General features: G+C 62.4%; 21 protein-coding genes, 1 tRNA gene and 2 pseudogenes. 16 read left to right on the forward strand and 8 right to left on the reverse strand.

All coding sequences use genetic code 11. The features are described 5' to 3' along the window. Positions 1-162: 162 nt before the first annotated feature. The 3 genes and pseudogenes from IV500_RS11280 to IV500_RS11290 all read right to left on the reverse strand — a co-directional run bounded on the left by IV500_RS11280 (position 163) and on the right by IV500_RS11290 (position 3,314). Positions 163-1,218: a TAXI family TRAP transporter solute-binding subunit gene (locus IV500_RS11280; protein WP_196396918.1), complete on the reverse strand. Its 1,056-nt coding sequence runs from the start codon at positions 1,216-1,218 to the stop codon at positions 163-165. Then, complete coding sequence (locus IV500_RS11285; RefSeq protein ID WP_196396919.1) at positions 1,215-2,648, reverse strand: sensor histidine kinase; 1,434 nt, start codon at positions 2,646-2,648, stop codon at positions 1,215-1,217. The genes IV500_RS11280 and IV500_RS11285 overlap by 4 nt, the downstream gene beginning before the upstream one ends. Continuing rightward, positions 2,645-3,314 (reverse strand): annotated as a pseudogene (locus tag IV500_RS11290) (response regulator transcription factor). Before IV500_RS11290 ends, IV500_RS11285 begins: the two are co-directional and overlap by 4 nt. Positions 3,315-3,569: 255 nt before the next feature. Here IV500_RS11290 and IV500_RS11295 point away from each other — a divergent pair. Beyond that, complete coding sequence (locus IV500_RS11295) at positions 3,570-4,967, forward strand: MFS transporter (protein ID WP_196396920.1); 1,398 nt, start codon at positions 3,570-3,572, stop codon at positions 4,965-4,967. A gap of 61 nt (positions 4,968-5,028) precedes the next feature. On the opposite strand, the gene IV500_RS11300 is transcribed toward IV500_RS11295, so the two are convergent. Next, positions 5,029-5,727 (reverse strand): winged helix-turn-helix transcriptional regulator, encoded by a 699-nt coding sequence (locus IV500_RS11300; protein ID WP_196396921.1) that lies wholly within the window; start codon positions 5,725-5,727, stop codon positions 5,029-5,031. A gap of 232 nt (positions 5,728-5,959) precedes the next feature. Here IV500_RS11300 and IV500_RS11305 point away from each other — a divergent pair, with 232 nt between their 5' ends. The 7 genes and pseudogenes from IV500_RS11305 to IV500_RS11335 all read left to right on the forward strand — a co-directional run bounded on the left by IV500_RS11305 (position 5,960) and on the right by IV500_RS11335 (position 11,802). Continuing rightward, positions 5,960-6,694: a permease gene (locus IV500_RS11305; protein WP_196396922.1), complete on the forward strand. Its 735-nt coding sequence runs from the start codon at positions 5,960-5,962 to the stop codon at positions 6,692-6,694. Positions 6,695-6,849: 155 nt separating this feature from the next. Then, complete coding sequence (locus tag IV500_RS11310; RefSeq protein ID WP_196396923.1) at positions 6,850-7,449, forward strand: nitrobindin family protein; 600 nt, start codon at positions 6,850-6,852, stop codon at positions 7,447-7,449. Positions 7,450-7,518: 69 nt separating this feature from the next. Beyond that, the gene (gene ygfZ / locus IV500_RS11315) at positions 7,519-8,628 is read left to right on the forward strand and encodes a CAF17-like 4Fe-4S cluster assembly/insertion protein YgfZ (RefSeq protein WP_196396924.1); all 1,110 of its coding nucleotides are present in this window, start codon (positions 7,519-7,521) and stop codon (positions 8,626-8,628) included. Between the two features lie 116 nt (positions 8,629-8,744). Continuing rightward, complete coding sequence (locus IV500_RS11320; RefSeq protein ID WP_196396925.1) at positions 8,745-9,308, forward strand: PadR family transcriptional regulator; 564 nt, start codon at positions 8,745-8,747, stop codon at positions 9,306-9,308. After that, positions 9,302-9,766 (forward strand): annotated as a pseudogene (locus IV500_RS11325) (MFS transporter); the annotation flags it as partial. The gene IV500_RS11320 and the pseudogene IV500_RS11325, both read left to right, overlap by 7 nt. Continuing rightward, complete coding sequence (ligM, locus tag IV500_RS11330; RefSeq protein WP_312875907.1) at positions 9,754-11,112, forward strand: vanillate/3-O-methylgallate O-demethylase; 1,359 nt, start codon at positions 9,754-9,756, stop codon at positions 11,110-11,112. The pseudogene IV500_RS11325 and the gene ligM, both read left to right, overlap by 13 nt. Positions 11,113-11,181: 69 nt before the next feature. Further along, entirely contained in the window at positions 11,182-11,802 is a 621-nt protein-coding gene (locus IV500_RS11335) for a PadR family transcriptional regulator (protein WP_196396926.1), read from the forward strand. A gap of 174 nt (positions 11,803-11,976) precedes the next feature. Here the strand turns inward: IV500_RS11335 and IV500_RS11340 are convergent, their stop codons facing one another. The 3 genes from IV500_RS11340 to IV500_RS11350 form a co-directional block, all read right to left on the reverse strand. Continuing rightward, positions 11,977-12,708, reverse strand: coding sequence for a GNAT family N-acetyltransferase (locus IV500_RS11340; RefSeq protein WP_196396927.1), 732 nt, complete (start codon positions 12,706-12,708; stop codon positions 11,977-11,979). Positions 12,709-12,755: 47 nt separating this feature from the next. Beyond that, the gene (locus IV500_RS11345) at positions 12,756-13,781 is read right to left on the reverse strand and encodes a 6-phosphofructokinase (RefSeq protein ID WP_196396928.1); all 1,026 of its coding nucleotides are present in this window, start codon (positions 13,779-13,781) and stop codon (positions 12,756-12,758) included. 281 nt (positions 13,782-14,062) lie between these two features. Then, on the reverse strand, positions 14,063-15,298 hold the full coding sequence (locus tag IV500_RS11350; protein ID WP_196396929.1) for a pyridoxal phosphate-dependent aminotransferase: 1,236 nt from the start codon (positions 15,296-15,298) through the stop codon (positions 14,063-14,065). A gap of 351 nt (positions 15,299-15,649) precedes the next feature. On the opposite strand from IV500_RS11350, the gene IV500_RS11355 reads away from it, so the two are divergent. The 8 genes from IV500_RS11355 (at position 15,650) to rplL (ending at position 21,453) form a co-directional block, all read left to right on the forward strand. Then, positions 15,650-15,722, forward strand: a tRNA-Trp gene (locus tag IV500_RS11355). Positions 15,723-15,846: 124 nt separating this feature from the next. Beyond that, positions 15,847-16,125 carry a preprotein translocase subunit SecE gene (secE, locus tag IV500_RS11360; protein ID WP_196396930.1) on the forward strand — a complete coding sequence of 93 codons (279 nt, stop codon included), beginning with the start codon at positions 15,847-15,849 and terminating at the stop codon, positions 16,123-16,125. A gap of 96 nt (positions 16,126-16,221) precedes the next feature. Further along, on the forward strand, positions 16,222-17,148 hold the full coding sequence (gene nusG / locus IV500_RS11365) for a transcription termination/antitermination protein NusG (protein ID WP_196396931.1): 927 nt from the start codon (positions 16,222-16,224) through the stop codon (positions 17,146-17,148). A gap of 154 nt (positions 17,149-17,302) precedes the next feature. Next, a complete protein-coding gene (gene rplK, locus IV500_RS11370) occupies positions 17,303-17,734 on the forward strand; it encodes a 50S ribosomal protein L11 (protein WP_196396932.1) in 432 nt (143 codons plus the stop codon). A gap of 197 nt (positions 17,735-17,931) precedes the next feature. After that, complete coding sequence (rplA, locus tag IV500_RS11375; protein WP_196396933.1) at positions 17,932-18,639, forward strand: 50S ribosomal protein L1; 708 nt, start codon at positions 17,932-17,934, stop codon at positions 18,637-18,639. A 290-nt stretch (positions 18,640-18,929) separates the two neighbouring features. Further along, positions 18,930-20,048: a GNAT family N-acetyltransferase gene (locus IV500_RS11380; protein WP_230854842.1), complete on the forward strand. Its 1,119-nt coding sequence runs from the start codon at positions 18,930-18,932 to the stop codon at positions 20,046-20,048. Between the two features lie 328 nt (positions 20,049-20,376). Further along, on the forward strand, positions 20,377-20,979 hold the full coding sequence (gene rplJ, locus IV500_RS11385; protein WP_196396934.1) for a 50S ribosomal protein L10: 603 nt from the start codon (positions 20,377-20,379) through the stop codon (positions 20,977-20,979). Between the two features lie 99 nt (positions 20,980-21,078). Then, a complete protein-coding gene (rplL, locus tag IV500_RS11390; protein ID WP_196396935.1) occupies positions 21,079-21,453 on the forward strand; it encodes a 50S ribosomal protein L7/L12 in 375 nt (124 codons plus the stop codon). Between the two features lie 162 nt (positions 21,454-21,615). Here rplL and IV500_RS11395 read toward each other — a convergent pair whose 3' ends face one another. Next, entirely contained in the window at positions 21,616-22,824 is a 1,209-nt protein-coding gene (locus IV500_RS11395) for an acetyl-CoA C-acetyltransferase (RefSeq protein ID WP_196396936.1), read from the reverse strand. Positions 22,825-22,827: the final 3 nt, after the last annotated feature.

The following is a 22,827-nucleotide window of genomic DNA, read 5'->3' on the forward strand; positions in this document are numbered from 1 at the left end:
GATTCATCGGACGCACCGAGCCGAGGGGGATGCACCACCGGGGTGCCCGCGATACGTTCAACCCGTATGTCCTCCACTGTTGTGAAGAGCAGCGTTGTGAAGAGCAGCGTTGTGAAGAGCAGGGCTGCCTGAACCTTGGGGCCCGATCCTATGCCGTATGCCTCAGCCGTGCAGGGCTTTGTAGGCTGCTTGCGCGGCGGGGTGCAGCGGCAGTCCCGCCGTATTGACGAGCGATTCAGGACTGAGGAACTGGACCCCCAGGCTGGATCGCGGGATGAGTTCCTGGGCGTGTTCCACCAGCAGGTCTACAGTCCTCTTCACAGTGCGGTCATCCAGGCTGCTTCTGCACAGGAGCAGGTTTGCCACGCCCACCGTCCACACCGGCGGAGTGCCTTTGTAGCTACTGCCAGGGATCAGCACCCGATCGTAGAAGGCGCCGTAACGCGTCCGCATTGCCGGAATCATTGCCGAGAGGTCAAGAAATCCGAGCTCGATTTCCTCATTGGCGGCCGCGATGGCGGCCGTGGGCACGCCGCCGGACCAGAACAACGCGTCCACTGACCCGCGCTGCAGTGCGGCAAGTCCGTCGTTAAGCCCGAGGTTCAGCACGCCTATCGTCTTCTGTGTATCTGCCGTGTCCGTATCTGAAGTGTCCGTATTCGTCGTGGCGGTGACGCTGCCGGGAGAGGAGGCGCTGAGCCCGGCAGCTTCGATGAGGCGCGCGGTGGTCAATGACGTGCCCGAACCGGGCTCGCCGATAGCCACCTTCCTGCCCGCAAGTTCGGTGAAGTCCCGTATGCCGCTGTTTTTCCGAACGACGCAGTGGACGTAGTTTTCGTACACCTTTCCCAGGGCAGCTATTTCAACACCGAAGGCGTTGGTTACTGCGAGTCGTTGAGCGGCTGCGTCTGCCAACGCGACGGCAAAGGTGGCCCTGCCCGCTAAAAGATACTCCAGATTGTCCAGGCTGCCACCGGTTTTCAGCGCCGAGGCCTTGCCGGCCACGCCATGACGCTGTAAAGACTGGGCAAGCAGCGTCGAAAACTCAAGGTAGAAGCCTCCCGGCTCGCCGCCTGCCACGGTGACCGCGCCGGGCCGGTCAGCCGCAGTGCAGGCAGTGAGGACCGGCAGAAGGACGCCGCCCAGCCCCGCGGCCAACGCGGCTTTGAGTGCGGTCCTTCGCGGGAGAAGGGCCCGGGCTGCAGCCACATCAGTCATGCGTCGGACTCCTGATGCGCAGGGATTGCGGGACGGGGAAACTCGATCCGGGCGCGCAGACCGTGCGGTGACACGCCGGTCAGCAGGAGGCGGGCGCCGTTGGCCCCGGCAAGCTTATCTACGATGGTCATGCCCAGGCCGTTGCCTCGAATCTGTCGGTGTTGTGGGGAACGCCAGAACCTGGTTGTGGCGGCGGCCCTTTCGAGCGATGAAAGTCCGGGACCGTCGTCCTCGATCGTCAGGTTCACTGCACCAGCGGCGCAGTGAATGCCCACCGCGATGTGGGCGCGGGGGGCATATTTGATGGCGTTGGTGACAAGCTCGCCGACCATTTGGGCAAGTTCACTGCTGCTGCACGCCAGTTGCAGTGGTGGATCAGGCTTCCTTCCCAGCACGATCGAAGCTCCGGCCCGCAAGGCGGCAGGTCGGGCCCGCTCGATTTCCTCCTGCAGTACAGGAAAAGGGTCGATCAGGACCTCACTCGCACGGGAATCGGCGGCAGGTTCGCCCCGGGCCGAATCCTCGAAGGCCCGGTGCTCGGCTGCCGCCAGCTTTAGCACGCCGTCCAGGATCTCTTCCACACGTTCAAGTTCGGTCAGTACCTGCGCAGCGGCGGCTTGTTCCCCGGTGGTTTGCAGGGACAGCTGAAGTAAATCGATCCTCAACCGCAGCGCGCCCACCGGATTGCGTAACTGGTGGGACGTATCTGCGATCAGCTGGCGTTGGGAATCAATGCTTTTGCTGACCGTCTGCGCCATGGCGCTGAAGGAACGGCTCAACTCCCGCAGCTCCGGTGGCCCGTCGGCCGGCAGCTGACCGGTCCTGCCCTTCGTCTCGAATTCGGTCACCGCCGAATTGAGGCGCTGAACGGGGCGCAGCACCCATCTGGTGACGCGTTCGGCGCTCAGCAGCAGCACAGCGCCGAGTACGAGCGCTGCAAGACCGACAACAAACCATCGTTCCCGCAGTTTCTGCCGGGCTGCGTCTAAGTTGACTTCCAGGACGGCCTCGCCTAGGACTTGGTTGGCGCTTCCGAAGGACCGGGAGACAACCACCGTGCCGGCTCCAAACGGTCTAAGCGGTGCCAGCGTGGTGTCACTGAGATTTAGGTTCGCTCTGTTTACTGCGTCCCGGACGTCGGCCCGTTCCTCGTTCAGGCCGCCCGAACGAAAGGTAGCGTGCTGGAGGCGGATCAGAACTCCTTCCGCGTAGAGCGCGGAATACCGATCCATTTCGCGCTGAAGCTGGCCGGAATCGCCGTCCAGGGCAGTGTCGTAGGCCAGCTGAGCGAACCGGTTGAGGGCTGCAACGCGGTTGATTTGGAGCTCCTGAGTGAGCTCCCGGCTGACGGACGTCAGGATCGCGTTGGAGACCATGACGACCGTTAGGACGCACAGCAGACTCAGGACGCCCAGGACGCGCAGTTTCACGAAGGGTCCGTCTCCAGCCGGTAGCCGACGCCTCGAACATTGACGATGAAGCCGGGTAACTGAAGCTTTGCCCGGAGCCCCGTCAAGTGCACGTCCAGGGACCGGGACGACGCGACGAAGGCATCACCCCACAACGCGTCCAGGATTCGTTCCCGGGTTACTACTGAACCGGCCTGCCCGGCCAGGAGCGCCAGCAGATCGAACTCCGTGGCGGTAAGGGCCAAAGTCCGGGAACCGAGGGCCGCTACGCGTCGGTCCAGATCGACCTCGAGATCCCCCAGCAGCATGCGTCGTGGCCTATTGTCATGGGGACGGCCTGCGCGCCGGGTGACAGCTTCGATACGGGCAAGTAATTCGATCAGTTTTACCGGCTTGACGAGGTAGTCATCGGCCCCCGGACCGCAGCCCAAGGACCACACTGCGCTCATCGTCACGGGCCGTGAGGATGAGAATGGGGCACTGTGTGACTTGGCGGAGTTTGCGCAGTACGTCAAGACCATCGAGATCCGGTAGGCCCAGGTCCAGCAAAATTACCTCGAACTTCCGGTGGGCCAGCAGCGCGTCAGCTCCCCGGGACACCCTGGTTGCCCTATGTCCGGCAGAGATGACAGCGGCGCAAAGCGCGGACGCCATGGCGTCGTCGTCCTCGACGATGAGCACTTCCATTCTCAGGTCCCTTTTCGTTGACTGGGCGCCTGCATCCGCGCCCGCATTGGAGATTACCCCGTTGCCTGCCCTTTCGCCGCACGCCGAGGACCAGAGCGAGCCGATGGCTGGAATGGTAGCGATGTGAAACCTAAGGAAGTGTTAGGAAATCCTCTGCGGCGTTGGTTGTACCTTGGATCACGAATAGCTTGGGTGATGTCCCCGGCTTTTCCAGGAACGGTTATATGTGGCAGCGCCACCAAGAAAGGCTCACTGATGAGCAGCCAGCACGCCACGCCGCTTAGCGAGGCAGCCCAGACCCGCAAGGCCGTGGGCAACATCCTCAAGGGCTCAGCCGGCAACCTCGTGGAGTGGTACGACCTCTATACCTACACGGTGTTCGCAGCGTATTTCCAATCCCACTTCTTCAACTCCACGGACGATCTCCAGGCGGGCCTTGAAGCGATGGCCGTTTTTTCGACGTCGTTTCTGATGCGTCCGATCGGAGCCTGGTTCTTCGGCCGTTATGCTGACCGAAAGGGCCGTAAAGCCGCCCTCACGCTCAGCGTCACGCTGATGTCCGCCGGCTCCTTCGCCACCGCTGTCCTGCCGACGCAGGATGTGATCGGCATCTGGGCATTGATCCTGCTGGTCGCCATCCGAGTGCTGCAGGGCTTCTCCGTCGGCGGCGAATACGGCACCAGCGCCACCTATATGTCCGAGGCTGCGACCTCCAAACGCCGCGGCTTCTTCTCCAGTTTCCAGTACGTGACGCTCATTGGCGGACAGATGTTGGCCCTGCTGGTCCTGGTTATCCTGCAGAACGCTATCCCCAAGGGGGACCTGACTGAGTGGGGTTGGCGCATCCCGTTCGCGATCGGCGGCGTCGCCGCGCTGGTGGTCCTGTGGCTGCGGCGCTCGATGGAAGAAACGGTATCCGTGGAGCAGGTCCAGGCTGCCAAGGCACCCGTAGTGGCCGGAGCGGCCCGACCGGGCACCATGAAGCTGCTGCTCACCGGGCACTGGAAGCCGTTGTTGATCTGCATCGGTGTCACGCTCGGTGGAACGGTGGCGTTTTACACCTACACGAACTTCATCCTGAAGTTCATGAACGATACGTCAGGCATCGCCAAGACCGACACCTCGGTCATCAACTTCTGGGCGCTGTTTATCTTTATGCTGCTCCAGCCGGTCTACGGAATGATCTCCGACAAGGTGGGGCGCAAGCCGCTGCTGTTGTGGTTCGGTATCACCGGTGTCCTCTTCACCTGGCCGCTGCTCTCGGCACTGGCCGGTACGAAGGATCCTTTGATGGCATTTCTGCTCATGATGGGTGGCCTGTTGATCGTCGGCGGATATACCTCCATTAACGCCCTCGTCAAGGCCGAATTGTTCCCCGCCTCCATCCGCGCCCTCGGTGTCGGGCTCGGTTACGCGATCGCCAACTCGCTCTTTGGCGGCACGGTTCCGCTGATTGGTGCAGCGCTGCAGAAAGTAGGCCAGGTGGACCTGTTCTTTACCTACGTGACCGTGGCCATCGGGATCTCGTTGCTGGTCTATATCTTCGCCCTGCGCAACAAAAAGGTTACGCACCTGGACCGCGAACAGGGCGACGCCTGGTCGCAGGAGCGCAAGGCCGATGATGAGAAGGACAAGGACCTCCTCAATGCCTAGCGGTCCGCCCAGGTGCGGGCAATAAGAAGTACGACGGCGGGCGGCCGGCTCGGCGGCGACCTCAGGCTCCGGCGAGTTCGTCCTCCCGCGTTCGATTCACAGTGAGCCGATAGCCGACATTGCGCACCGTGCCGATCAGGCTCTCATGGTCAGAGCCAAGTTTCGCCCGCAGCCGGCGGACATGCACATCGACGGTCCGCGTGCCGCCGTAATAGTCATATCCCCACACCTCATTGAGCAGCTGCGAGCGGGTGAAAACGCGGCCCGGATGTTGAGCCAGGTACTTGAGCAGCTCAAACTCCTTGTAGGTGAGATTTAGTACTTCGCCATTGACCCGGGCGGTGTAACTGCTTTCATCGATGACCACGCCGGCGGCACGGATTTCGGCGGGGACGCCTTGATCTGCCGCTGTAGTCCCTGCCATGGCCAGCCGAAGCCGCGCCTCGACTTCGGCTGGGCCCGCGGAATCGAGTACAATATCGTCCGCGGCCCAGGCCGCGGAAATTGCGGCCATTCCGCCTTCGGTGAGAATAAGGATCAGCGGCGCCCCGAGACCAGTAGCCTGCAGCAGGGCAGTCAGGGACCGTGAGCCGGACAGGTCCATACGCGCGTCGAGCATGATCACGTCGCAGGGTTCGGCAGCCAGCAGAGCTGTGGGGAGGGCAGGCAGGATATGCACCCGATGGCTGAGCATTTCAAGGGCGGGGAGAATGTCCACCGACGAGCCGTTGCTGTTGGTCAGTAACAGAATCTGCGACATGCTTCCTCCACTGGCATTGTGCGCGTCATCGGGCATTTTCCGCACCGGACAGGCGAGGAGTGCGGCACAAGCTGATTTACATTGTAGGGCCAGCCCATGCGCGGGGAGCCAGCTGCGCAGAAAATGACCCGGATCGCACGAAGGACTCCCGCATAGGGCAGGATTGGATTGTGAATAGGAACGGCGTGACGGGCAATGGCACGAATGGGAAAAGCATCAACGGGACAAGCCGGTGAGGTCCTGGACTGCGGGCATCGCCGGCATAGTGGCCCTTGCCGTCATTATCGCCGCTTCGTACGCAACGCTGAGCATCTCTCTTTCGGCCGGAATCGTCCTCTCCGCCGTTCTGGGCATGGGCTGGCCGCATTATCTGGGAGTCCCTGCCAAGAAGACGCTCGGAAGCGTGATCGCACTCACCGGTGCCTGCGCATCCGTGACCGCTGCGTTGACCCCGGGCCCCGGTTACCTCAGCTGGCTTCCGGTCTTTCTGGCGGTCGGTGTGGGAGCCGTGTTTGTGGTCCAGCTGGTCCGCGGCACCGGACAGAGCCACCGGTTGGAGTCAACCCTTGGGGCCAGCGCCGGGGTGCTGCTGGCAGGTCTCGGCTCAGGCTGGATCGCGTCCCATCGGTTCACGGGCGAAACGGCCATGACCCTCATTGCCGGGGTGAGCGCGCTCGTTGCGTTGCTGATCGGGATGATCCGCTGGCCCGATCGGGTGATCGCACCGCTGGCCATAATACTGGCAGCGCTTGCCGGCCCGCTGGCAGCGCTGCTGTTTTCAGAGGTTCATATTATTCAGGCCGCGATCATAGGTGCGGTGATCGCCGCAGTGCTGATGAGCTTCCGCCGGCTGGGTACTGCCGCCGGCCGGCCGCGCAACGTTCAGGGGGCCATTGCAATGGGAATTGCGCCGCTGGGCGCCCTGGGCGCCTTGGTGTATTTCATTGACAAGTTGCTGATAACGTAGCGCGCAAAACTTCGCGATAGGATGGCGTCATGTCAATACTGGGATTGGAAATCTTCTATATCTGTCTGCTGGTGGTTGCCGGTGTGTCCATGGCGTGGTTCGCGTTCCTGGTGATCTGGCGGCTCTTTAAGGGCCAGCAGTAGGGTAAACGCATAATGCCGATCGAAATTCCTACCGACCTTACCCCGGAGCTGGTGCCGCTTTCCTGGCTCTTGGGGCAATGGCGGGGCAGCGGACGGCTCGGTACCGGGGAGGCAGACTCGGCGCACTTTTCCCAAGTGGTGACGTTTGAAACCAACGGCCTGCCCTATCTGCAGTACACCGCCCGCAGCTGGCTCACTGACGAAGACGGCATGGAGCTGCGGCCGCTGTCGGTCGAGACAGGTTTTTGGTCCCTGGACCGCAAGCTCAATGACGCCGACGGCGGTCCGGGCCTGATTCCAGCGGATATCGTCCCCGCACTGACGACGGCGGACGACGTCGAGAAGCTGCGCAACGCTGACGATGGCTTTGACATCGTGGTGAACATGATTCATCCCGGCGGCATCGCCGAACTCTACTACGGCCAAATCAAAGGACCGCAGATTCATTTGGCCACTGATGCCGTTCTGCGCGGTGCCGGTTCCAAGGACTACACGGCGGCCAGCAGAATGTTCGGACTGGTCAACGGAGAACTGTTCTGGCGCTGGGACGTGGCGGCGCAGGGCAAAGCCATGGCGGCGCACGCGTCGGCAATTCTGCAGCGGGTGGCTTAACCCCACGCTGCAGCAGTCACACGGCGGCACCGGCAGGAATACCAACCTGCGAAAAGGCGTTGCGCCAGCATGACGTATAACAGCACACTCTTGCGGCGCCCAGGTGCCGTTGCGGCCGGTGGCTTGGATGCCGGGGTCGCCGCCCACTACGGTGACCCCTTCCGGGAACAACGCCTACTGGCCGGCACCAGTGGCGCCGTGCAGGGACAGGGCCTGGCCGCCGTCGTCGACCTGTCGCACCGCGGGGTCGTCACGGTTTCCGGCGCCGACCGGCTGAGTTGGCTGACCACGTTATCCTCGCAACAGCTGACGGGTCTGGTGCCTGGGACCAGTACAGAGCTGTTGCTGCTGAGCATCCACGGCAGAATCGAGTATGACGCGCGGGTGCTCGATGACGGAGAGAGCACCTGGCTCATCGTGGAAGCGGCCGAAGCGGCACCGCTGGCTGCCTGGCTGACAGGTATGAAATTCATGCTGCGCGTGGAAGTGGCGGATGTATCGGAGAATTGGGCCGTGCTGGGGTCCGTCCACCCGGTGCCGGAATTGCGCGGCCGGCTCTGCTGGCAGGATCCCTGGCCGCAGATCGCTCCGGGGGGCTTCGCCTACACCGCGGTGCCGGAGGAGTCCCATCCAGGCCTTGACCGCAGCTGGTTTGAATATCTTATTCCGCTGGCAGAACTCGATACTGCCGTGGGCGAGCGGCCGCTGGCAGGGGCTTGGGCCGCCGAAGCTCTGCGGATCGCCGCCTGGCGTCCCCGGCTCGGTGCCGAGACGGACGAGAAGACCATCCCGCACGAATTGGATTTGCTGCGTACGGCCGTCCATCTGGCCAAGGGTTGTTACAAGGGCCAGGAAACTGTGGCCCGCGTCCACAACCTTGGGCATCCGCCACGCCGATTGGTTTTTTTGCAGCTGGACGGTTCCCAACACACCCTCCCCGCGGCGGGCAGCCCCGTGCTGTCGGGTGACCGGCAGGTTGGCACGGTGACGTCGGTGGGCCAACACTATGAAATGGGGCCGATTGCCCTTGCTGTGATCAAGCGCAACGTCGACCCTGCTGCGGAACTGACGGTCTGTGACGCGGACGAAAAATATGTGGCGCTGCAGGAGATCATTGTGGCACCGGACGCCGGGCAGGTTATCGGCCGACAGAGCGGATTCCTTCGGGCGCCCCGCTAATCCGGGCGCGGCTTTGGGCTGGGCCATTCCCGCAGAAGAGAAAGCGCCTCCGTTGCAGGTCACGATCAGTAGATATATTTCTAAGTGGAATATTCCGGTAAGAGAATCTTTAAGCCATGCCCCGTTCGTCCGCGCTTAGCCCGCTCAGCGTCGCAGCATTGGCGCTGTTGGCAGAGCATCCGATGCATCCCTACGAGATGTATCAATCGTTGACCGCGCGTAGCCAGGACCGCCTGCTCAAGGTTCGCCCCGGAACGCTTTACCACGGCGTGGGACGGCTCGCGGAGCAGGGGCTGGTGAACGTTGTGGGAACGGACCGGGAGGGCAATAGGCCTGAGCGCACCACCTATGAAATTTCAGCGAATGGACGGCGCGCGCTATCTGAACGGCTGCGGGAGCTGCTGGCGGTACCGGTGGATGAATATCCAACCTTTGCGCTGGCCGTAGCGGAGGCGCACAACCTCCCGGGTGCCGACGTCGTCGTGCTGCTCAATGAACGCCTCGTGGTATTGCTGGACCAACTCGAAGAGCTGGAAGCGGGCGAGCGGACGATGACGCAAAAGGACATAGCGAAGAAGTACTGGATTGAACTGTCCTACCAAAAAACCATGCTGCGGGCGGAAATTGACTGGATCCGTGGCCTACAAGAAGACATTACGACCGGCAGCCTGGGCTGGTAGGTCCCTTCTCAAGGAGCACAGCAGAAAACGTTAAACGGCCGTGGCCAGCCCTATGGTCGCTGGTTATTCGTTACTTCGTGATTCTGATCGACACAACCATCGTTTCGGTGGCCAATCCGGCCATCATGGAAGGCCTGCACGCAGACATTAATTCGGTCATTTGGGTGACGAGTGCGTACCTCTTGGCGTACGCCGTGCCGTTGCTGATTACTGGCCGGCTGGGGGACCGGTTCGGTCCCAAGAACCTTTACCTGTCCGGGCTGGTGATCTTCACCCTTGCTTCGTTGTGGTGCGGGCTTTCCGGGGATATCACCATGTTGATCACGGCTCGGGCTGTCCAAGGGCTCGGTGCCGCTCTGATGACTCCGCAGACCATGGCCGTGATCACACGGATTTTCCCGCCGGACAGGCGTGGTCAGGCGATGGGGCTTTGGGGCGCCACCGCGTGCTCCGCAACTCGCAGATCGGCTCATACATCTACCCCGTCGTCCCGGCAGACTTCCAGAACTGGATCAAGGAGCAGAAGGCCTGGCGCGAGACGGCCGTGCTGTACGACCAGTCACACCACATGGACAACCTGTTCTTGAAGGGCTCTGACGCGATTAAGCTGATCTCCGCGACGGCGATTAACTCCACGGCGGTGTTCCCCGTGGACCGCGCAAAGCAGTACGTGCCAACGACGGAATCCGGGCACGTGATCGGCGACGGCATCCTCTTCCGCGAGGCCGAGGACGAGTACGTCTACGTTGGACGCGCCCCCGCCGCGAACTGGCTGCTCTACCACGGCGAGACCGGCGGCTATGGAAACCTCGACATCACGGTGGACCGGCGCTCGCCCTCACGGCCCTACGGCCACGCGGTATCGCGCCAGTACTACCGCTTCCAGATCCAGGGCCCCAACGCGTGGCAGGTGATAGAGAAGCTCAATGGCGGTTCGCTCGAGCAGCTCAAGTTCTTCAACATGTCGACCATGACGATCGACGGCACCGTAGTGCGCACCCTGCGCCATGGCATGGCCGGCGCGCCAGGCCTGGAGGTCTGGGGCCCGTACGCAGACCACGATCGCATTGGCAATGCGATCGTCGAGGCGGGCGCCGAGTTCGGCCTGGTGCCTGTTGGCTCACGCGCCTACCCGTCGAACACCCTCGAGTCCGGCTGGATCCCCTCGCCGTTGCCGGCCATTTACACCGGCGAGGCCGAACGCGGCTACCGCGAATGGCTGCCCGCCGACGGGTACGAGGCGACCGGGACCCTCGCGGGCTCGTTCGTATCCAAGGACATCGAGGACTACTACCTCACTCCGTGGGAGCTCGGCTACGGCTCGTTCGTGAAGTTGGACCACGACTTCATCGGACGCGACGCCCTGGAGAAGATGGACCCTGCCAGCCAGCGCAAGAAGGTCACCCTCGCCTGGAACGGCGAGGACGTCACGTCCATCTTCGCTTCGCTGTTCGACGTCGACGGACCCAGCTACAAATACTTCGACCTACCACTCGCGAACTACGGTTCGGCGAACTATGACTCCGTCGTCGACGCTGACGGCACCGTCGTCGGGCTTTCGATGTTCACGGGGTACAGCGCCAACGAGCGGCGGGCCCTGTCACTCGCAACGGTTGACGCCAACGTGCCGGAGGGCACCGAGCTCAAGGTCGTGTGGGGAGAGCCGAACGGCGGGAGCACGAAGGCCGCCGTCGAACGCCATGTCCAGAAGGAAGTACGCGCCGTCGTCAGTCCCGCGCCCTACTCCGCCGTCGTGCGGTCCGCCTACCACGGTGGGTGGCGCACCAACTATCAGCCAGCCTAAGGTTGGGAGAGTCGGTTCGAGGGGGCCACGGCCTCCTCGAACCGAATCTGATGCCTGAAGGAGTCCCATATGAGCCTGCGTTATGCGCTGCTCGCGCTGCTGCGCGTCGGGCCGCTCTCGGGCTACGACCTGCAAAAGCAGTTCTCCCTGTCGGTCGGCCACGTCTGGCACGCGCCCGACTCGCAGATCTACCCCGAGTTGCGCAAAATGGAGACCGAGGGCCTCATCGAGGGCGAAGAGCAGCCGAGGGGCCAGCGCGCGACGAGACGGGTTTACCACGTGACCGAGACGGGGGACCTGGCTTTCCTCGAATGGTTGCAGACACCGCTGGCATACGCCCGCGTCCGCGACCCGGCCCACCTGAGAGCCGCGTACCTGGAGGCGGCGACTCCCAAGGTGGCGCGCGCGTTCCTCCAGGCGCACATCGGGCAGTGGGAGGGCGAACTCGCGCAGTGGGAGGGTGAACTGGTGCGCATCGCAGTGGTCGATAATCCGATGCTTGTGCGACGCCTCGCCGGTACCCGTCCCGGGGACCGCGACCGCACGATCGCCTTCAAACGGTTCACCTACGAGGGCCTGGTTGACCGTGCCCGTGGCGAGATCGCTTGGGCGCGGCGCGGGCTTGAGCTCGTCGACGGACTCGAAGGCTCGGGCGGCGCGTGGGCCGCCCTACCGGCTGCCCGAGCCTAACGGACGGCCGCTCGCGATTGACCAGGGTAGCAACACCGAAGTCATGGTGTCGTCGCCGACGGTCCGGCTGCAGGCGAGCGCTCCGAGCGGCCGGGTGATCCGATGCGGCATGAGGGGCAGATGCGCTCTGGTTCGTCAGTCCACTGGCGGTGCGCCCAGCCCGCGAGGAGCTCGTCAGTTCAGCCGGACGGATGTCTGGGTCCCAGCCCAGTCCAGACCCAGCGAGCGGGCCAGGGCATTGGACGCGAAGTTACTCACGTCGGCTCGCCATTGCAGGATCAGTCCAGAGGCCAGAGCCTCATGCGCGGCGACCGACGCGGCCAATAGACCCCAGCCCTGGCGCCGTTGGCCCGGAGCGACCAGAACTCCGAGTCGGGCCAGCAGGCCTTGCCATTCGGTGTAGGCGGCGCAGGCGACCGGAGCGTCGTCGTGCATCAAAGTGAACTTATGTTCCAGAGTGCTTAGCCCTACTTCATTCGCGTCATCGGGAGGGCACTGTGATTCGAGGCGGACGGCCTCCGGGGTGCCCGCCGAGACAGTCAGTTCGGAGGCTGGCTGGAGCAAGGGGAGGTCGTCGGCGAAATACAACGATGCCGTCCCCAGGCCATGTCCGCCGTGCGTGCGCGTTAGTCCGAGCAGGGTCGCGTGATCGCTGAGTTCCATGTCGGTGCAACCGGTAGCAGCATCGACGGCCCAGCCGGGGCCGACGAGAACGGACCTGCCCCAGAGCCGGATAAAGCTTAGGGTAACGGCGTCGTCGTCTCGTTTGACCAGCCTGTCCGTGCCGGTGCCCGGCTCAGCAGTTGGTTCCGTTTCAACGGCACGGCCAATGGCGCCGTCGGCCAATCCAAGCCGGCGTTCCCACGCCAGCTGCACAATGGGAATGCTGCCCTCGTCAAAGCTCATGTCCACAACGCTACCGCCATCGGCCATCCGTTTGACCTCGGCCGGAATCAGCCGAAGAGGATTGCCGCTTCGTCGTAACGATGCTGCGGAACCGTCTTCAAGTTGCCCAGCGCCTTGTCAAACGGGACGTGGTCAATTTCGGTGCCGGTGAGGGACACCATGGTCCCCCACATGCCTTCCACCACCGAATCAATCGCCGCCATGCCCAATCGGGTGGCCAGGACACGGTCAAAGGCCGACGGTACCCCGCCGCGTTGAATGTGCCCGAGGATGGTGGCCCTGGTTTCAATTCCGGTCCGTTCCTCGATCGCGGGGACCAGTTGATCGGCGATTCCACCCAGCCGGGGCCGGCCGAAGGTATCCATGCCCCGTTCCGAATGTGGTGCCTCCATGTCCGCGGTGACGAAGCCTTCCGCCACGACAACCAATGGTGCCCTGCCGCGTTCGTGGGCTTCACCGACCCAGTCGGTGATCTGTTCAATGCTGATGGGCTGTTCCGGGATGAGTATTGCGTGGGCGCCGGAAGCCATGCCGGCGTGCAGCGCAATCCAGCCCACGTGGCGGCCCATCACCTCGGCAATCATGCAGCGATGATGGGACTCTCCCGTGGTGCGTAGCCTATCGATTGCCTCCGTCGCGATTTGGACAGCGGTGTCGAAACCGAAGGTGTAGTCCGTGGCGTCCAGGTCATTGTCAACCGTTTTGGGTACACCGACGATCTTTAGCCCGGCGTCGGTGAGCCGCTTGGCTGCGGCCAGCGTGCCCTCGCCGCCGATCGCGATAATGGCGTCGATGCCCAGCCTCTCCAAATGTGCCTTGATGACATCGGGGCCACCGTTGCCCTCGAATGGATTGGTCCGCGAGGTGCCCAGAATGGTGCCGCCCTGTTTGGAAATACCACGCACGCTTTGCCGCGGCAGATCCATAATGTCGCCCTCGACGACGCCTCGCCAGCCGTCGCGGAATCCCACGAACTCCTGCCCATGGATCTTGATGCCCTTGAGCACCGCCCCCCGGATGACCGCGTTCAGGCCGGGGCAGTCGCCGCCGCTGGTGAGAATTCCGATTTTCATGTGTGGCTGGAGTCCTTTGGGAGGAGTGGTCCGGGGTGCGGAGCACTCCGTTGAGCTCTTGCCACGAGTCTAGACGGTCCCCTGACGCGGGCAACTTGCACGCCCAGGAGATTCTTCCGTCAGGCCTTCGCGGCGCTACGCTGCGTCAGCGCCGCCGTCGTCCATCATCTGGGGGCCTGAAAACAACCAGAGGTTCGACGGCGTCGAACCAGGTCGATCCCTTCGAATCCAGTGTTCCCGACAAAAACCGGTGCCGTCGAGTGTAAATTGCCGCCCAAGGGCTAAGATGCGGCGCCGAGGAAATCCTGCAGCCGGCGGACGCCTTCGGCCAGATCATCGTCGCCAAGCGCGTAGGAGAACCGGAGGAAACCACTGGGGCCGAACGCCTCCCCGGGCACAACAGCCACCTCCACTTTGTCCAGAATGAGAGCGGCCAGCTCCGCCGAGGTGGCACACCGCACGCCGCCCAGATTGCGGCCGAGCAACCCGCGGACGTCCGCATAAACGTAGAAGGCGCCGTGCGGCGTGGGGCAAACGACGCCGTCGATCGCGTTCAGCCCAGCAACGATGGCCTTGCGGCGGCGATCGAAGGCCACCTTCATCTCCTCCACCGCAGTCAACGGACCCGAGACGGCGGCCAGGGCTGCCAGCTGAGTGATATTGGCGACGTTGGAGGTCGCGTGCGACTGCAGATTCGTGGCTCCCTGCACGACATCCTTGGGGCCGATCAGCCAACCAACCCGCCAGCCGGTCATGGCGTACGTCTTGGCGACGCCGTTGACAATGACCACCCGATCGCCCAGCTCCGGCGCCGCAGTGGCGATCGAAGTGAAGGGGACATCGTCGTAGGTCAGGTGCTCGTAGATTTCGTCGGTGACTACCCACAGGCCCTTCGCCGCAGCCCATTGGCCAATCTCCCGTGTCTGCTCCGGCGAATACACTGCGCCGGTGGGGTTCGACGGGGAAACGAACAGCAGTATCTTTGTCCGCGGTGTCAGTGCCGCCTCCAGCTGGTCAACCGTGACCAGGTAGCCCTGCTCCGGCCCGGCGAACACCTCCACGGGAACACCACCGGCAAGCCTGATGGCTTCCGGGTATGTTGTCCAGAACGGCGCAGGCAGCAATACTTCGTCGCCTGGATCAAGCAAGGTGGCAAAGCTTTCGTAGACGGCCTGCTTGCCGCCGTTGGTCACCACCACCTGGGAAGGATCTACCGCATAGCCCGAATCCCGCAGTGTTTTGGCAGCGATAGCCGATTTTAGCTCGGGCAGCCCGGCGGCGGGGGAGTACCGGTGATTCTTCGGTTGGCGGGCAGCGTCAATGGCCGCCTCAACGATGTAGGCGGGAGTGGCGAAATCCGGCTCACCGGCGCCAAAGCCAATGACCGGACGTCCCGCAGCCTTGAGCGCCTTTGCCTTGGCATCCACCGCCAACGTCGCCGATTCGGCAATCGCAGCGATTCGCGCAGATACCCGCGGGAAGCTGGCGGCAGGAACAGTGCTCGGTGCGGCAGACATGAGGACTCTTTCTCTAGTGAGGTTCGATCATGGCGGGCAGGGCCCGAGTCTAGTTTAGGCGCCCGGGCTGAGGTTGGTGGCCCCGCCGGGCAGGCTTTCCGTCAGGGGGTCCGGCGGCCGGCGGACAGAGGATGCATCACCCGGTTCGACGTGGCGCCGCTGATTGCGTAGACTAGTTTCCCGGTGTTGAAATCGCCATGCTAAACCGTGCCTTCCGGCCGCATCCCTGCAAAGGGGGTACAAACGGAAAGCCGCGAGGCAGCGATGGATCCACGGAACCTGTGAAGGTTTGACGGTACGTAGTTACAGCGGAGAATTTTATTCGGATGCCTTCCACAAAGTTTTCCTCAAAGGGTAGTGGCGCAATTGGTAGCGCAGCGGTCTCCAAAACCGCAGGTTGCAGGTTCGAGTCCTGTCTGCCCTGCACATCGGTGAATTAACACTGAAGCACCAGCATTACTGAAGCACCAGCATTACTGAAGGATCAGCAAGAGAGAACCGTTCAGCGTGAACTGGGGAACCGACTGACAAGGACGAGTGAGGCATTGGTGACCGAAACAGCTGCCGGCAGCTCCCGTGGCCGCCCCGCCAAGAAGGGGACGAAGCCAGGTAAGCCGGGTTTCTTCGCCCGCATCGCGCTCTTTTTCCGCCAAGTCGTGGGAGAGCTGCGGAAGGTGGTGGCCCCTACCCGGCAGGAACTGGTGAACTATACACTGGTTGTTTTGGTATTTGTGGCCATCATGATGGCGATCGTCACGGGGTTCGATCTTGCCTTCGGCAAGGCCGTGTTATGGATTTTCGGCGGAAGCGGAACCGTAGAGCAGTAGGAATGCTGGCCTGCGGCGGCCCATTTTGGGTTTGTGCAGGTCATAATACGGGGCGTTTTGTGCCACTTAAGTTCGGAAAAGGAAAGCGGGAAATACGTGTCTGAGCAGGAACTCGAAGCAACGCAGAGTGTGCTGGACGAGGGTGCGGCTGCGAATACCGCAGACGGTAATTCGGATTCCGCTGTACCCGAAACCGGAAATGAATCTTCCACCCAGGTGGCTGGCGGGACAGACGACGAGACGCTTGACGAAGCCGCAGCCGACGACGGCGATGTAACTGACGGCGAAAGCGCAGTAACTGACGGCGAAAGCGCAGTCAGCGCCGACGAAACTGACGACGACGCCGACGTGACTGACGGGGAAAGCGCTGCCGGTGCCGATGACAGCGAAGATGCGTTGGCGTTGGCCGCTGCGGAGGCCGCAGTTGACCCGGCTGACGAGTTCAAGGCCAAACTGCGCCGCCAGGAGGGCGACTGGTTTGTCATCCACTCCTACGCCGGCTACGAAAACCGCGTCAAGGCGAACCTCGAAACCCGCATCACGTCCCTGAACATGGAAGATTACATCTTCGAAATTCAGGTGCCGATGGAAGAGGTTGTGGAGATCAAGAACGCGCAGCGCAAGATTGTGAACCGCGTCCGCATCCCCGGTTACGTCCTGGTCCGGATGGAGCTCACCGATGCATCGTGGGGCGCCGTACGGCACACTCCCGGAGTCACCGGCTTCGTGGGGAACGCGCACAATCCGGTTCCGCTGCGGCTCGACGAGGTATTCTCGATGCTGGCACCGATCTTTGAGGAGGAGCAGGCGGAGGCCGGCCAGCCGGTCAGGCATAATCCTGCTGATGCGATTGTTGACTTTGAGGTCGGCGAGTCCGTTATCGTCAAGGACGGCCCGTTCGAGACCCTGCCGGCAACGATTTCCGAAATCAAGCCGGAGTCGCAGACTTTGGTTGTTTTGGTTTCCATTTTCGAACGCGAAACTCCGGTGACGCTTTCGTTCAATCAGGTTTCGAAGATGTAGCCAGCGGCACAGTAGAAGCCGCACAAGAAATTAGTCTTCGCCCCGGACCGGCCTGCTTAGCCGGAACGGAGCGGTGACCATCACGCCATGATGGTCAAAGAACCTGGGGCGCGCACCGTCTCCCCAGGAATGTCATTGAAAGAAGGACCCGAAATTGGCCCCCAAGAAAAAGGTCACCGGCCTCATCAAGCTGCAGATCCAGGCAGGCGCCGCTAACCCGGCACCTCCCATCGGACCAGCCCTTGGTCAGCATGGTGTCAACATCATGGAGTTCTGCAAGGCGTACAACGCTGCCACCGAATCCCAGCGCGGAAACGTTATCCCGGTGGAAATCACCGTCTACGAAGACCGTTCATTCACCTTCATCACCAAGACGCCGCCGGCCGCAGAGCTGATCAAAAAGGCCGCCGGTGTTGCCAAGGGTTCAGGAACGCCGCATACCGTCAAGGTTGCCAACCTGACCAAGGCTCAGGTGACCGAGATTGCGACGCAGAAAATGGTGGATCTGAACGCGACGGACATCGAAGGCGCCATGAAGATCATCGCCGGCACCGCCCGTTCCATGGGTATCACCGTCGAAGCCTGAGAATGAACGTTGAGGCGTAGTCCTCACTCACGCAGTCCCGGTGATCGACCAAGGGCTTCCACACCTGCAGGGAGATTGCCGAATACCAAGACAAAAACAGAAGACGACGGCGGATAGCGCACCTAGGTGCGAACCGACGCCGGTGGCAGGGCCCAGCGCGGTCCGCAGACCACAACTGCACAAGGAGAAACAGCAGCATGGCAAAGCGCAGCAAAGCATATGAGGCAGCGGCCGCCAAGATCGACGCGGAGAATCTTTACGCGCCGCTTGAGGCCCTTAACCTCGCCAAGGACACAAACCCGTCCACGTTCGATGCGACCGTGGAGGTTGCCTTCCGGTTGGGCGTAGATCCTCGTAAGGCGGACCAGATGGTGCGCGGCACCGTCATCTTGCCGCACGGAACAGGCAAGACGGCCCGCGTTCTGGTTTTTGCGACGGGTGACCGTGCAGAGGCCGCCATCGCAGCTGGAGCCGATTTCGTTGGTTCCGACGACCTGATCGAAAAGATCCAGGGTGGCTGGACAGATTTCGATTCCGCCGTGGCAACCCCGGATCTGATGGGTAAGGTCGGTCGCCTGGGCAAGATTCTGGGCCCGCGTAACCTGATGCCGAACCCCAAGACCGGTACCGTCACCAACGATGTTGCCAAGGCCGTTCAGGACATCAAGGGCGGAAAGATCGACTTCCGTGTCGACAAGCACTCCAACCTTCACTTCATCGTCGGCAAGGTTTCTTTCGATGCCATCTCGCTGGCGCAGAATTATGCGGCAGCGCTGGAAGAGGTACTTCGCCTGAAGCCGTCCGCTTCGAAGGGCCGTTACCTGCAGAAGGCAACCGTCAGCACCACGTTCGGCCCCGGCATCGCCGTGGATCCCAACGTCACCAAGGTTCTGACCGAGGCTTAAGAACAGCATTGTGAAAAGGGCTGGTGCAGCAATTGCTGCACCAGCCCTTTTGCGTACTCCGCAGGGGGAGAGCGCAGCGCCGAGGAAGGCACTGCGCTGGAGAGTACCGCTGCATGATGGACGGCAGCGCTTCAGGCTTATGATGTGATCAACTATGGAGAAAGTGTCTTAACAATGACGTTGAGCAGCACCACCGATGCGACGCATTGGTCCCCTAACCCTGCCGAAACCCCAGACACATCATGCGTCGTCCTGGGTTTGCCCGGCCCTCCATGTGTGGAACGGATCTCATGACGACGGTCCGGATCGAGCAGCTGCGGCCTCCGGAATCCCTAACCGGCCCCGAGGCAGCAGACCTACTGGCCTCGGTGGAGGTGTCACGGCAAGTTCGGATCCATACCTGGGGAAATGATGACCTTGCCTACACGGCGGCAGAAATGCTGCAGACATTGTCGGACCCGTATGAGTGGTATGTGATCCTGCTGGCCCGGGTCGACGACGTCATTGTAGGGCGTGCGGGGATCGCGTTGCCGCTAACAGAGAACACGGAGTTGGCGCATATCACCTTGGATGTGCTGCCCTCTGCCCAGAACAACGGCGTGGGACGGGAGCTCCTGGCGGCTGCCGAGCAGTTCGTCCGGGGTGAAAACCGCCGCAACGTAATGATCGAGACTAACCATCCGGCTGCGACGCTTGGCCGAAACGGCGACGAAAGCCTGGGGGCGGCCAACGGCATGGGTTATCTGCCGTTGAGCAGTCGCGAGGTTTCGTTCGCGCGAAACGCGGGATACGTGCTGGAGCAGGTGGAGCAGTTCAGTGCCTGCCGCGTACCGCTGGATCCGGTGCTGGCTGCCGGTCTCGAGGCCGGCGTGAGCGCTCTACACGGCGGCGACTATGCTCTGCACCAGTGGGTGGACCAATGTCCGCAGCGCTGGGCGAAGTGCATTGTGGTGCTGGAATCTGCCATGGCAGGTGATGCGGCAGACGCTACTGCTCATGGCGCTGGAGCCGCCGTCAACCTTGACGAGGAACAGTGGACCGTGGAGCGGCTGCGGGAAACCGAAGCATTGGCACAGCTGCGCGGCCGCCACACGCTGGTTACCGCGGTGGAGGAACAGGCTAGCGGGAAGCTGGTCGGCTTTAGCTCCATCTCGGTTCTTGGGCATCGGGACGACGTTGTTTTCCAGGACGAAACCGTGGTGCTGCCCGAACACCGGGGAAAGGATTTGGGCATGCTGATCAAGCTGAAGAACTTGGAGCTGTTGGCCGGGCGCTTCCCCTTGGCCCGCTCCGTCTACACCTGGAATGTGGCGGAAAGGAGCTACATGATCGAGGTTAACCGTAAACTAGGCTTTACACCCGCTGGAGTCACCGGGCAGTGGCAAAAGAACATCGGCGGCGGCGTCTAGGACCTTAGCTGGGTGCCGGAGATTTGGTGTGCCGGGGTTCGATCCAGTACGCTGGAGAAACCAAAGACCGTCGGTCGACGGAAATTTGCCCCCCTTTAACAATGACATTCTGTCAGCGTGCGCGGGAATCCGGGTAAAGGTCCATCCGAAAGTCCCTTTCCGAGGGCGGCCGGCGCAGGTGAACGAAGTGAGCCTCCGCAATCATCCGGGCTCCGGATGAGGTGCTGAGGCAAAGCCCCGGGCATCTGCGCGGGGCGTTTTTAGTTTGTGCCGGTTATCCGGCACCGGGACCCGAACTGACCGGCTTTAATTTCCCGGAAGGAGGGTTATGGCAACGCCGAATAAGGTGGCAGCCGTGGAGGAAATCACTAACGATTTCAATGCCTCCAACGCTGCAGTCCTAACCGAATACCGTGGGCTCACCGTTGCACAGCTCAAGGAGCTGCGTGTTTCTCTCGGCCGCGAGAACAAGTTCTCGGTCGTCAAGAACACCCTGACCGCCATTGCGGCAAAGGAAGCTGGTGTTGGCGCTTTTGAAGGCCACCTGGCTGGCCCCACCGCCATCGCGTTCATCAAGGGTGACGCTGTTGCGGCAGCAAAGAGCCTGACGGATTTTGCAAAAGCCAACAAAGCACTGGTCATCAAGACCGGTTACTTCGAAGGCAGGGCGCTCGATGCTGCTGAAGTAGCTGCCCTTGCTGCTCTGGAGTCGCGCGAAGTCCAGTTGGCCCGTGTCGCTGCCGTTCTGCTTGCCCCGATGGCTGCAGCCGCCCGCACGCTTGACGCCCTGCGCATCAAGCTTGACGAAGGCACCGAGTCACCCGCTGCTGACGAAGCACCGGCCGCTGACGAAGCACCCGCAGAAGCGCCTGCCGCTGAGGCGGATGCTGCTGTTGAAGCACCTGCAGAAGCGCAGACCACCGAGGCTTAGTCCTCACGGGATTCCCTCCCGGTTCCATCCCGAACTCCACGAGGACTTCGGGTTATAGATTCCGGCCGTCCAGGCCAAGAACAAGAAGGAGCGCCACTCATGGCTAAGCTCACCAACGACGAGCTCATTGCAGCTTTCAAGGAACTGACCATCATCGAGCTCTCCGAGTTCGTCAAGGTCTTCGAGGAGACCTTCGAGGTCACCGCCGCGGCCGTTGCCGTTGCTGGCCCTGCAGGTGGCGCCGCTGAAGAAGAGGTCGAAAAGGATTCCTTCGACGTCATCCTCGAAGCTGCCGGTGACAAGAAGATTGCCGTCATCAAGGAGGTGCGCGCCCTGACCTCCCTCGGGCTGAAGGAAGCCAAGGACGTCGTCGACTCCGCACCGAAGGCCGTTCTCGAAGGCGCGACCAAGGAAGCTGCCGAGAAGGCAAAGGAATCCCTGGAAGCAGCCGGCGCAACCGTTACCCTCAAGTAACAGTCAGATCCGATGCAAAGAAGCCCCGCACCGGTTGGTGCGGGGCTTCTTTGCATCGGATCTGCGTCGGGGTGGACCATTCTGCGCAGCGTTAGGGGCGGGCGCGGCGCAGGAGTAAAACCTGCGCAGGGCTGAACCCCAGCGCTGCGCAGGCTTGTCCGCTCAATCCCGGTACAGCAGCAGGGCCTCACCTTGGCCGCCGCCGCCGCAGAGCGAGACTGCGGCCTTACCGGAACCCCGCCGGCGTAATTCCTGGGCAGCATGCAGGGCGAGCCGGGCACCGGACGCTCCGATCGGATGCCCCATGGAGATCGCTCCTCCGTGGATATTGCACTTCTCCAACGGGTAATCAAGATCCTTCAAGGACTGCACGGCCACTGCGCCGAACGCCTCATTGATTTCAATGAAATCCAAATCCGCCACGCTCCAGCCGGCCAGCTTGAGGGCCTTGTTTATCGCGTTGGACGGTTGGGACTGCAGCGAAGTATCCGGGCCCGCCACTTGACCGGGTTTGCCGACGACGGCGAGCCAGGACAGTCCGTTGTCCTCGGCATAGCCGCGGGTACTGAGCACGACGGCGGCAGCACCGTCGGAGAGCGGGGAGGAGTTCCCAGCCGTGATGGTGCCGTCTTTGGCAAAGGCCGGACGGAGCCCGGCCAGAGTCTGGACGGTTGTCTGCGGCCGTAGCCCTTCGTCCTTGGCGACGGTCAGGTCCGGGCCCTTGCGCTGCGGAACCGCCACAGTGACAATTTCGTCGTCGAAAATTCCCGATTCCGTGGCGGCAGCGGCGCGCTGATGCGAGGCGGCGGCAACCTCGTCCTGGGCAAGGCGGTCAATACCGAGGGAGGTATTGTGCCGCTCGGTGGAGCTGCCCATCGACTCGTGATCAAATGCGTCCGTCAGCCCGTCGTGGGCTACCGAGTCGACGGCGGTAATGTCACCGTACGTCCAGCCCTGCCGGGAGCCGGGAAGCAGGTGCGGGCCGTTGCTCATGGATTCCTGGCCACCGGCAACCACTACCGTTGCCTCACCCGAGCGGATCAAGCGTGCTGCATCCGTAATGGCGGCCAACCCGGAGAGGCATACCTTATTGATGGTGACGGTCGGGACGTTCCAGCCGATTCCGGCTGCAATGGCACTTTGTCGGGCCGGATTCTGGCCGGCCCCGGCCTGGATCACCTGACCCATGATGACGGCGTCCACCTGGTCGGCGGATACTGCGGCGCGCTCCAGGGCACCGGTGATTGCCTTCGCCCCCAGCTCCACTGAACTGAAGCTGCCGAGCTGGCCGTTCAGCCGGCCAAACGGCGTCCGGGCGCCACCTAGGATAACGATGTCGGAAGCATTGGCATCAGAAGAATTTGCGGTCATGGA

The sequence above is a fragment of the Arthrobacter terrae genome, assembly GCF_015708085.1.
Taxonomy (GTDB): domain Bacteria; phylum Actinomycetota; class Actinomycetes; order Actinomycetales; family Micrococcaceae; genus Arthrobacter_M; species Arthrobacter_M terrae.

What these genes read in the sequence shown, in the direction of transcription:
- IV500_RS11280 (WP_196396918.1), bottom strand. Translation starts at nt 1,218, where the DNA reads ATGACTGATGTGGCTGCAGCCCGGGCCCTTCTCCCGCGAAGGACCGCA.
- IV500_RS11295 (WP_196396920.1), top strand. Translation starts at nt 3,570, where the DNA reads ATGAGCAGCCAGCACGCCACGCCGCTTAGCGAGGCAGCCCAGACCCGC.
- IV500_RS11300 (WP_196396921.1), bottom strand. Translation starts at nt 5,727, where the DNA reads ATGTCGCAGATTCTGTTACTGACCAACAGCAACGGCTCGTCGGTGGAC.
- IV500_RS11310 (WP_196396923.1), top strand. Translation starts at nt 6,850, where the DNA reads ATGCCGATCGAAATTCCTACCGACCTTACCCCGGAGCTGGTGCCGCTT.
- ygfZ (WP_196396924.1), top strand. Translation starts at nt 7,519, where the DNA reads ATGACGTATAACAGCACACTCTTGCGGCGCCCAGGTGCCGTTGCGGCC.
- IV500_RS11320 (WP_196396925.1), top strand. Translation starts at nt 8,745, where the DNA reads ATGCCCCGTTCGTCCGCGCTTAGCCCGCTCAGCGTCGCAGCATTGGCG.
- IV500_RS11335 (WP_196396926.1), top strand. Translation starts at nt 11,182, where the DNA reads ATGAGCCTGCGTTATGCGCTGCTCGCGCTGCTGCGCGTCGGGCCGCTC.
- IV500_RS11340 (WP_196396927.1), bottom strand. Translation starts at nt 12,708, where the DNA reads ATGAGCTTTGACGAGGGCAGCATTCCCATTGTGCAGCTGGCGTGGGAA.
- IV500_RS11345 (WP_196396928.1), bottom strand. Translation starts at nt 13,781, where the DNA reads ATGAAAATCGGAATTCTCACCAGCGGCGGCGACTGCCCCGGCCTGAAC.
- IV500_RS11350 (WP_196396929.1), bottom strand. Translation starts at nt 15,298, where the DNA reads ATGTCTGCCGCACCGAGCACTGTTCCTGCCGCCAGCTTCCCGCGGGTA.
- rplA (WP_196396933.1), top strand. Translation starts at nt 17,932, where the DNA reads ATGGCAAAGCGCAGCAAAGCATATGAGGCAGCGGCCGCCAAGATCGAC.
- IV500_RS11380 (WP_230854842.1), top strand. Translation starts at nt 18,930, where the DNA reads ATGACGACGGTCCGGATCGAGCAGCTGCGGCCTCCGGAATCCCTAACC.
- rplJ (WP_196396934.1), top strand. Translation starts at nt 20,377, where the DNA reads ATGGCAACGCCGAATAAGGTGGCAGCCGTGGAGGAAATCACTAACGAT.
- rplL (WP_196396935.1), top strand. Translation starts at nt 21,079, where the DNA reads ATGGCTAAGCTCACCAACGACGAGCTCATTGCAGCTTTCAAGGAACTG.
- IV500_RS11395 (WP_196396936.1), bottom strand. Translation starts at nt 22,824, where the DNA reads ATGACCGCAAATTCTTCTGATGCCAATGCTTCCGACATCGTTATCCTA.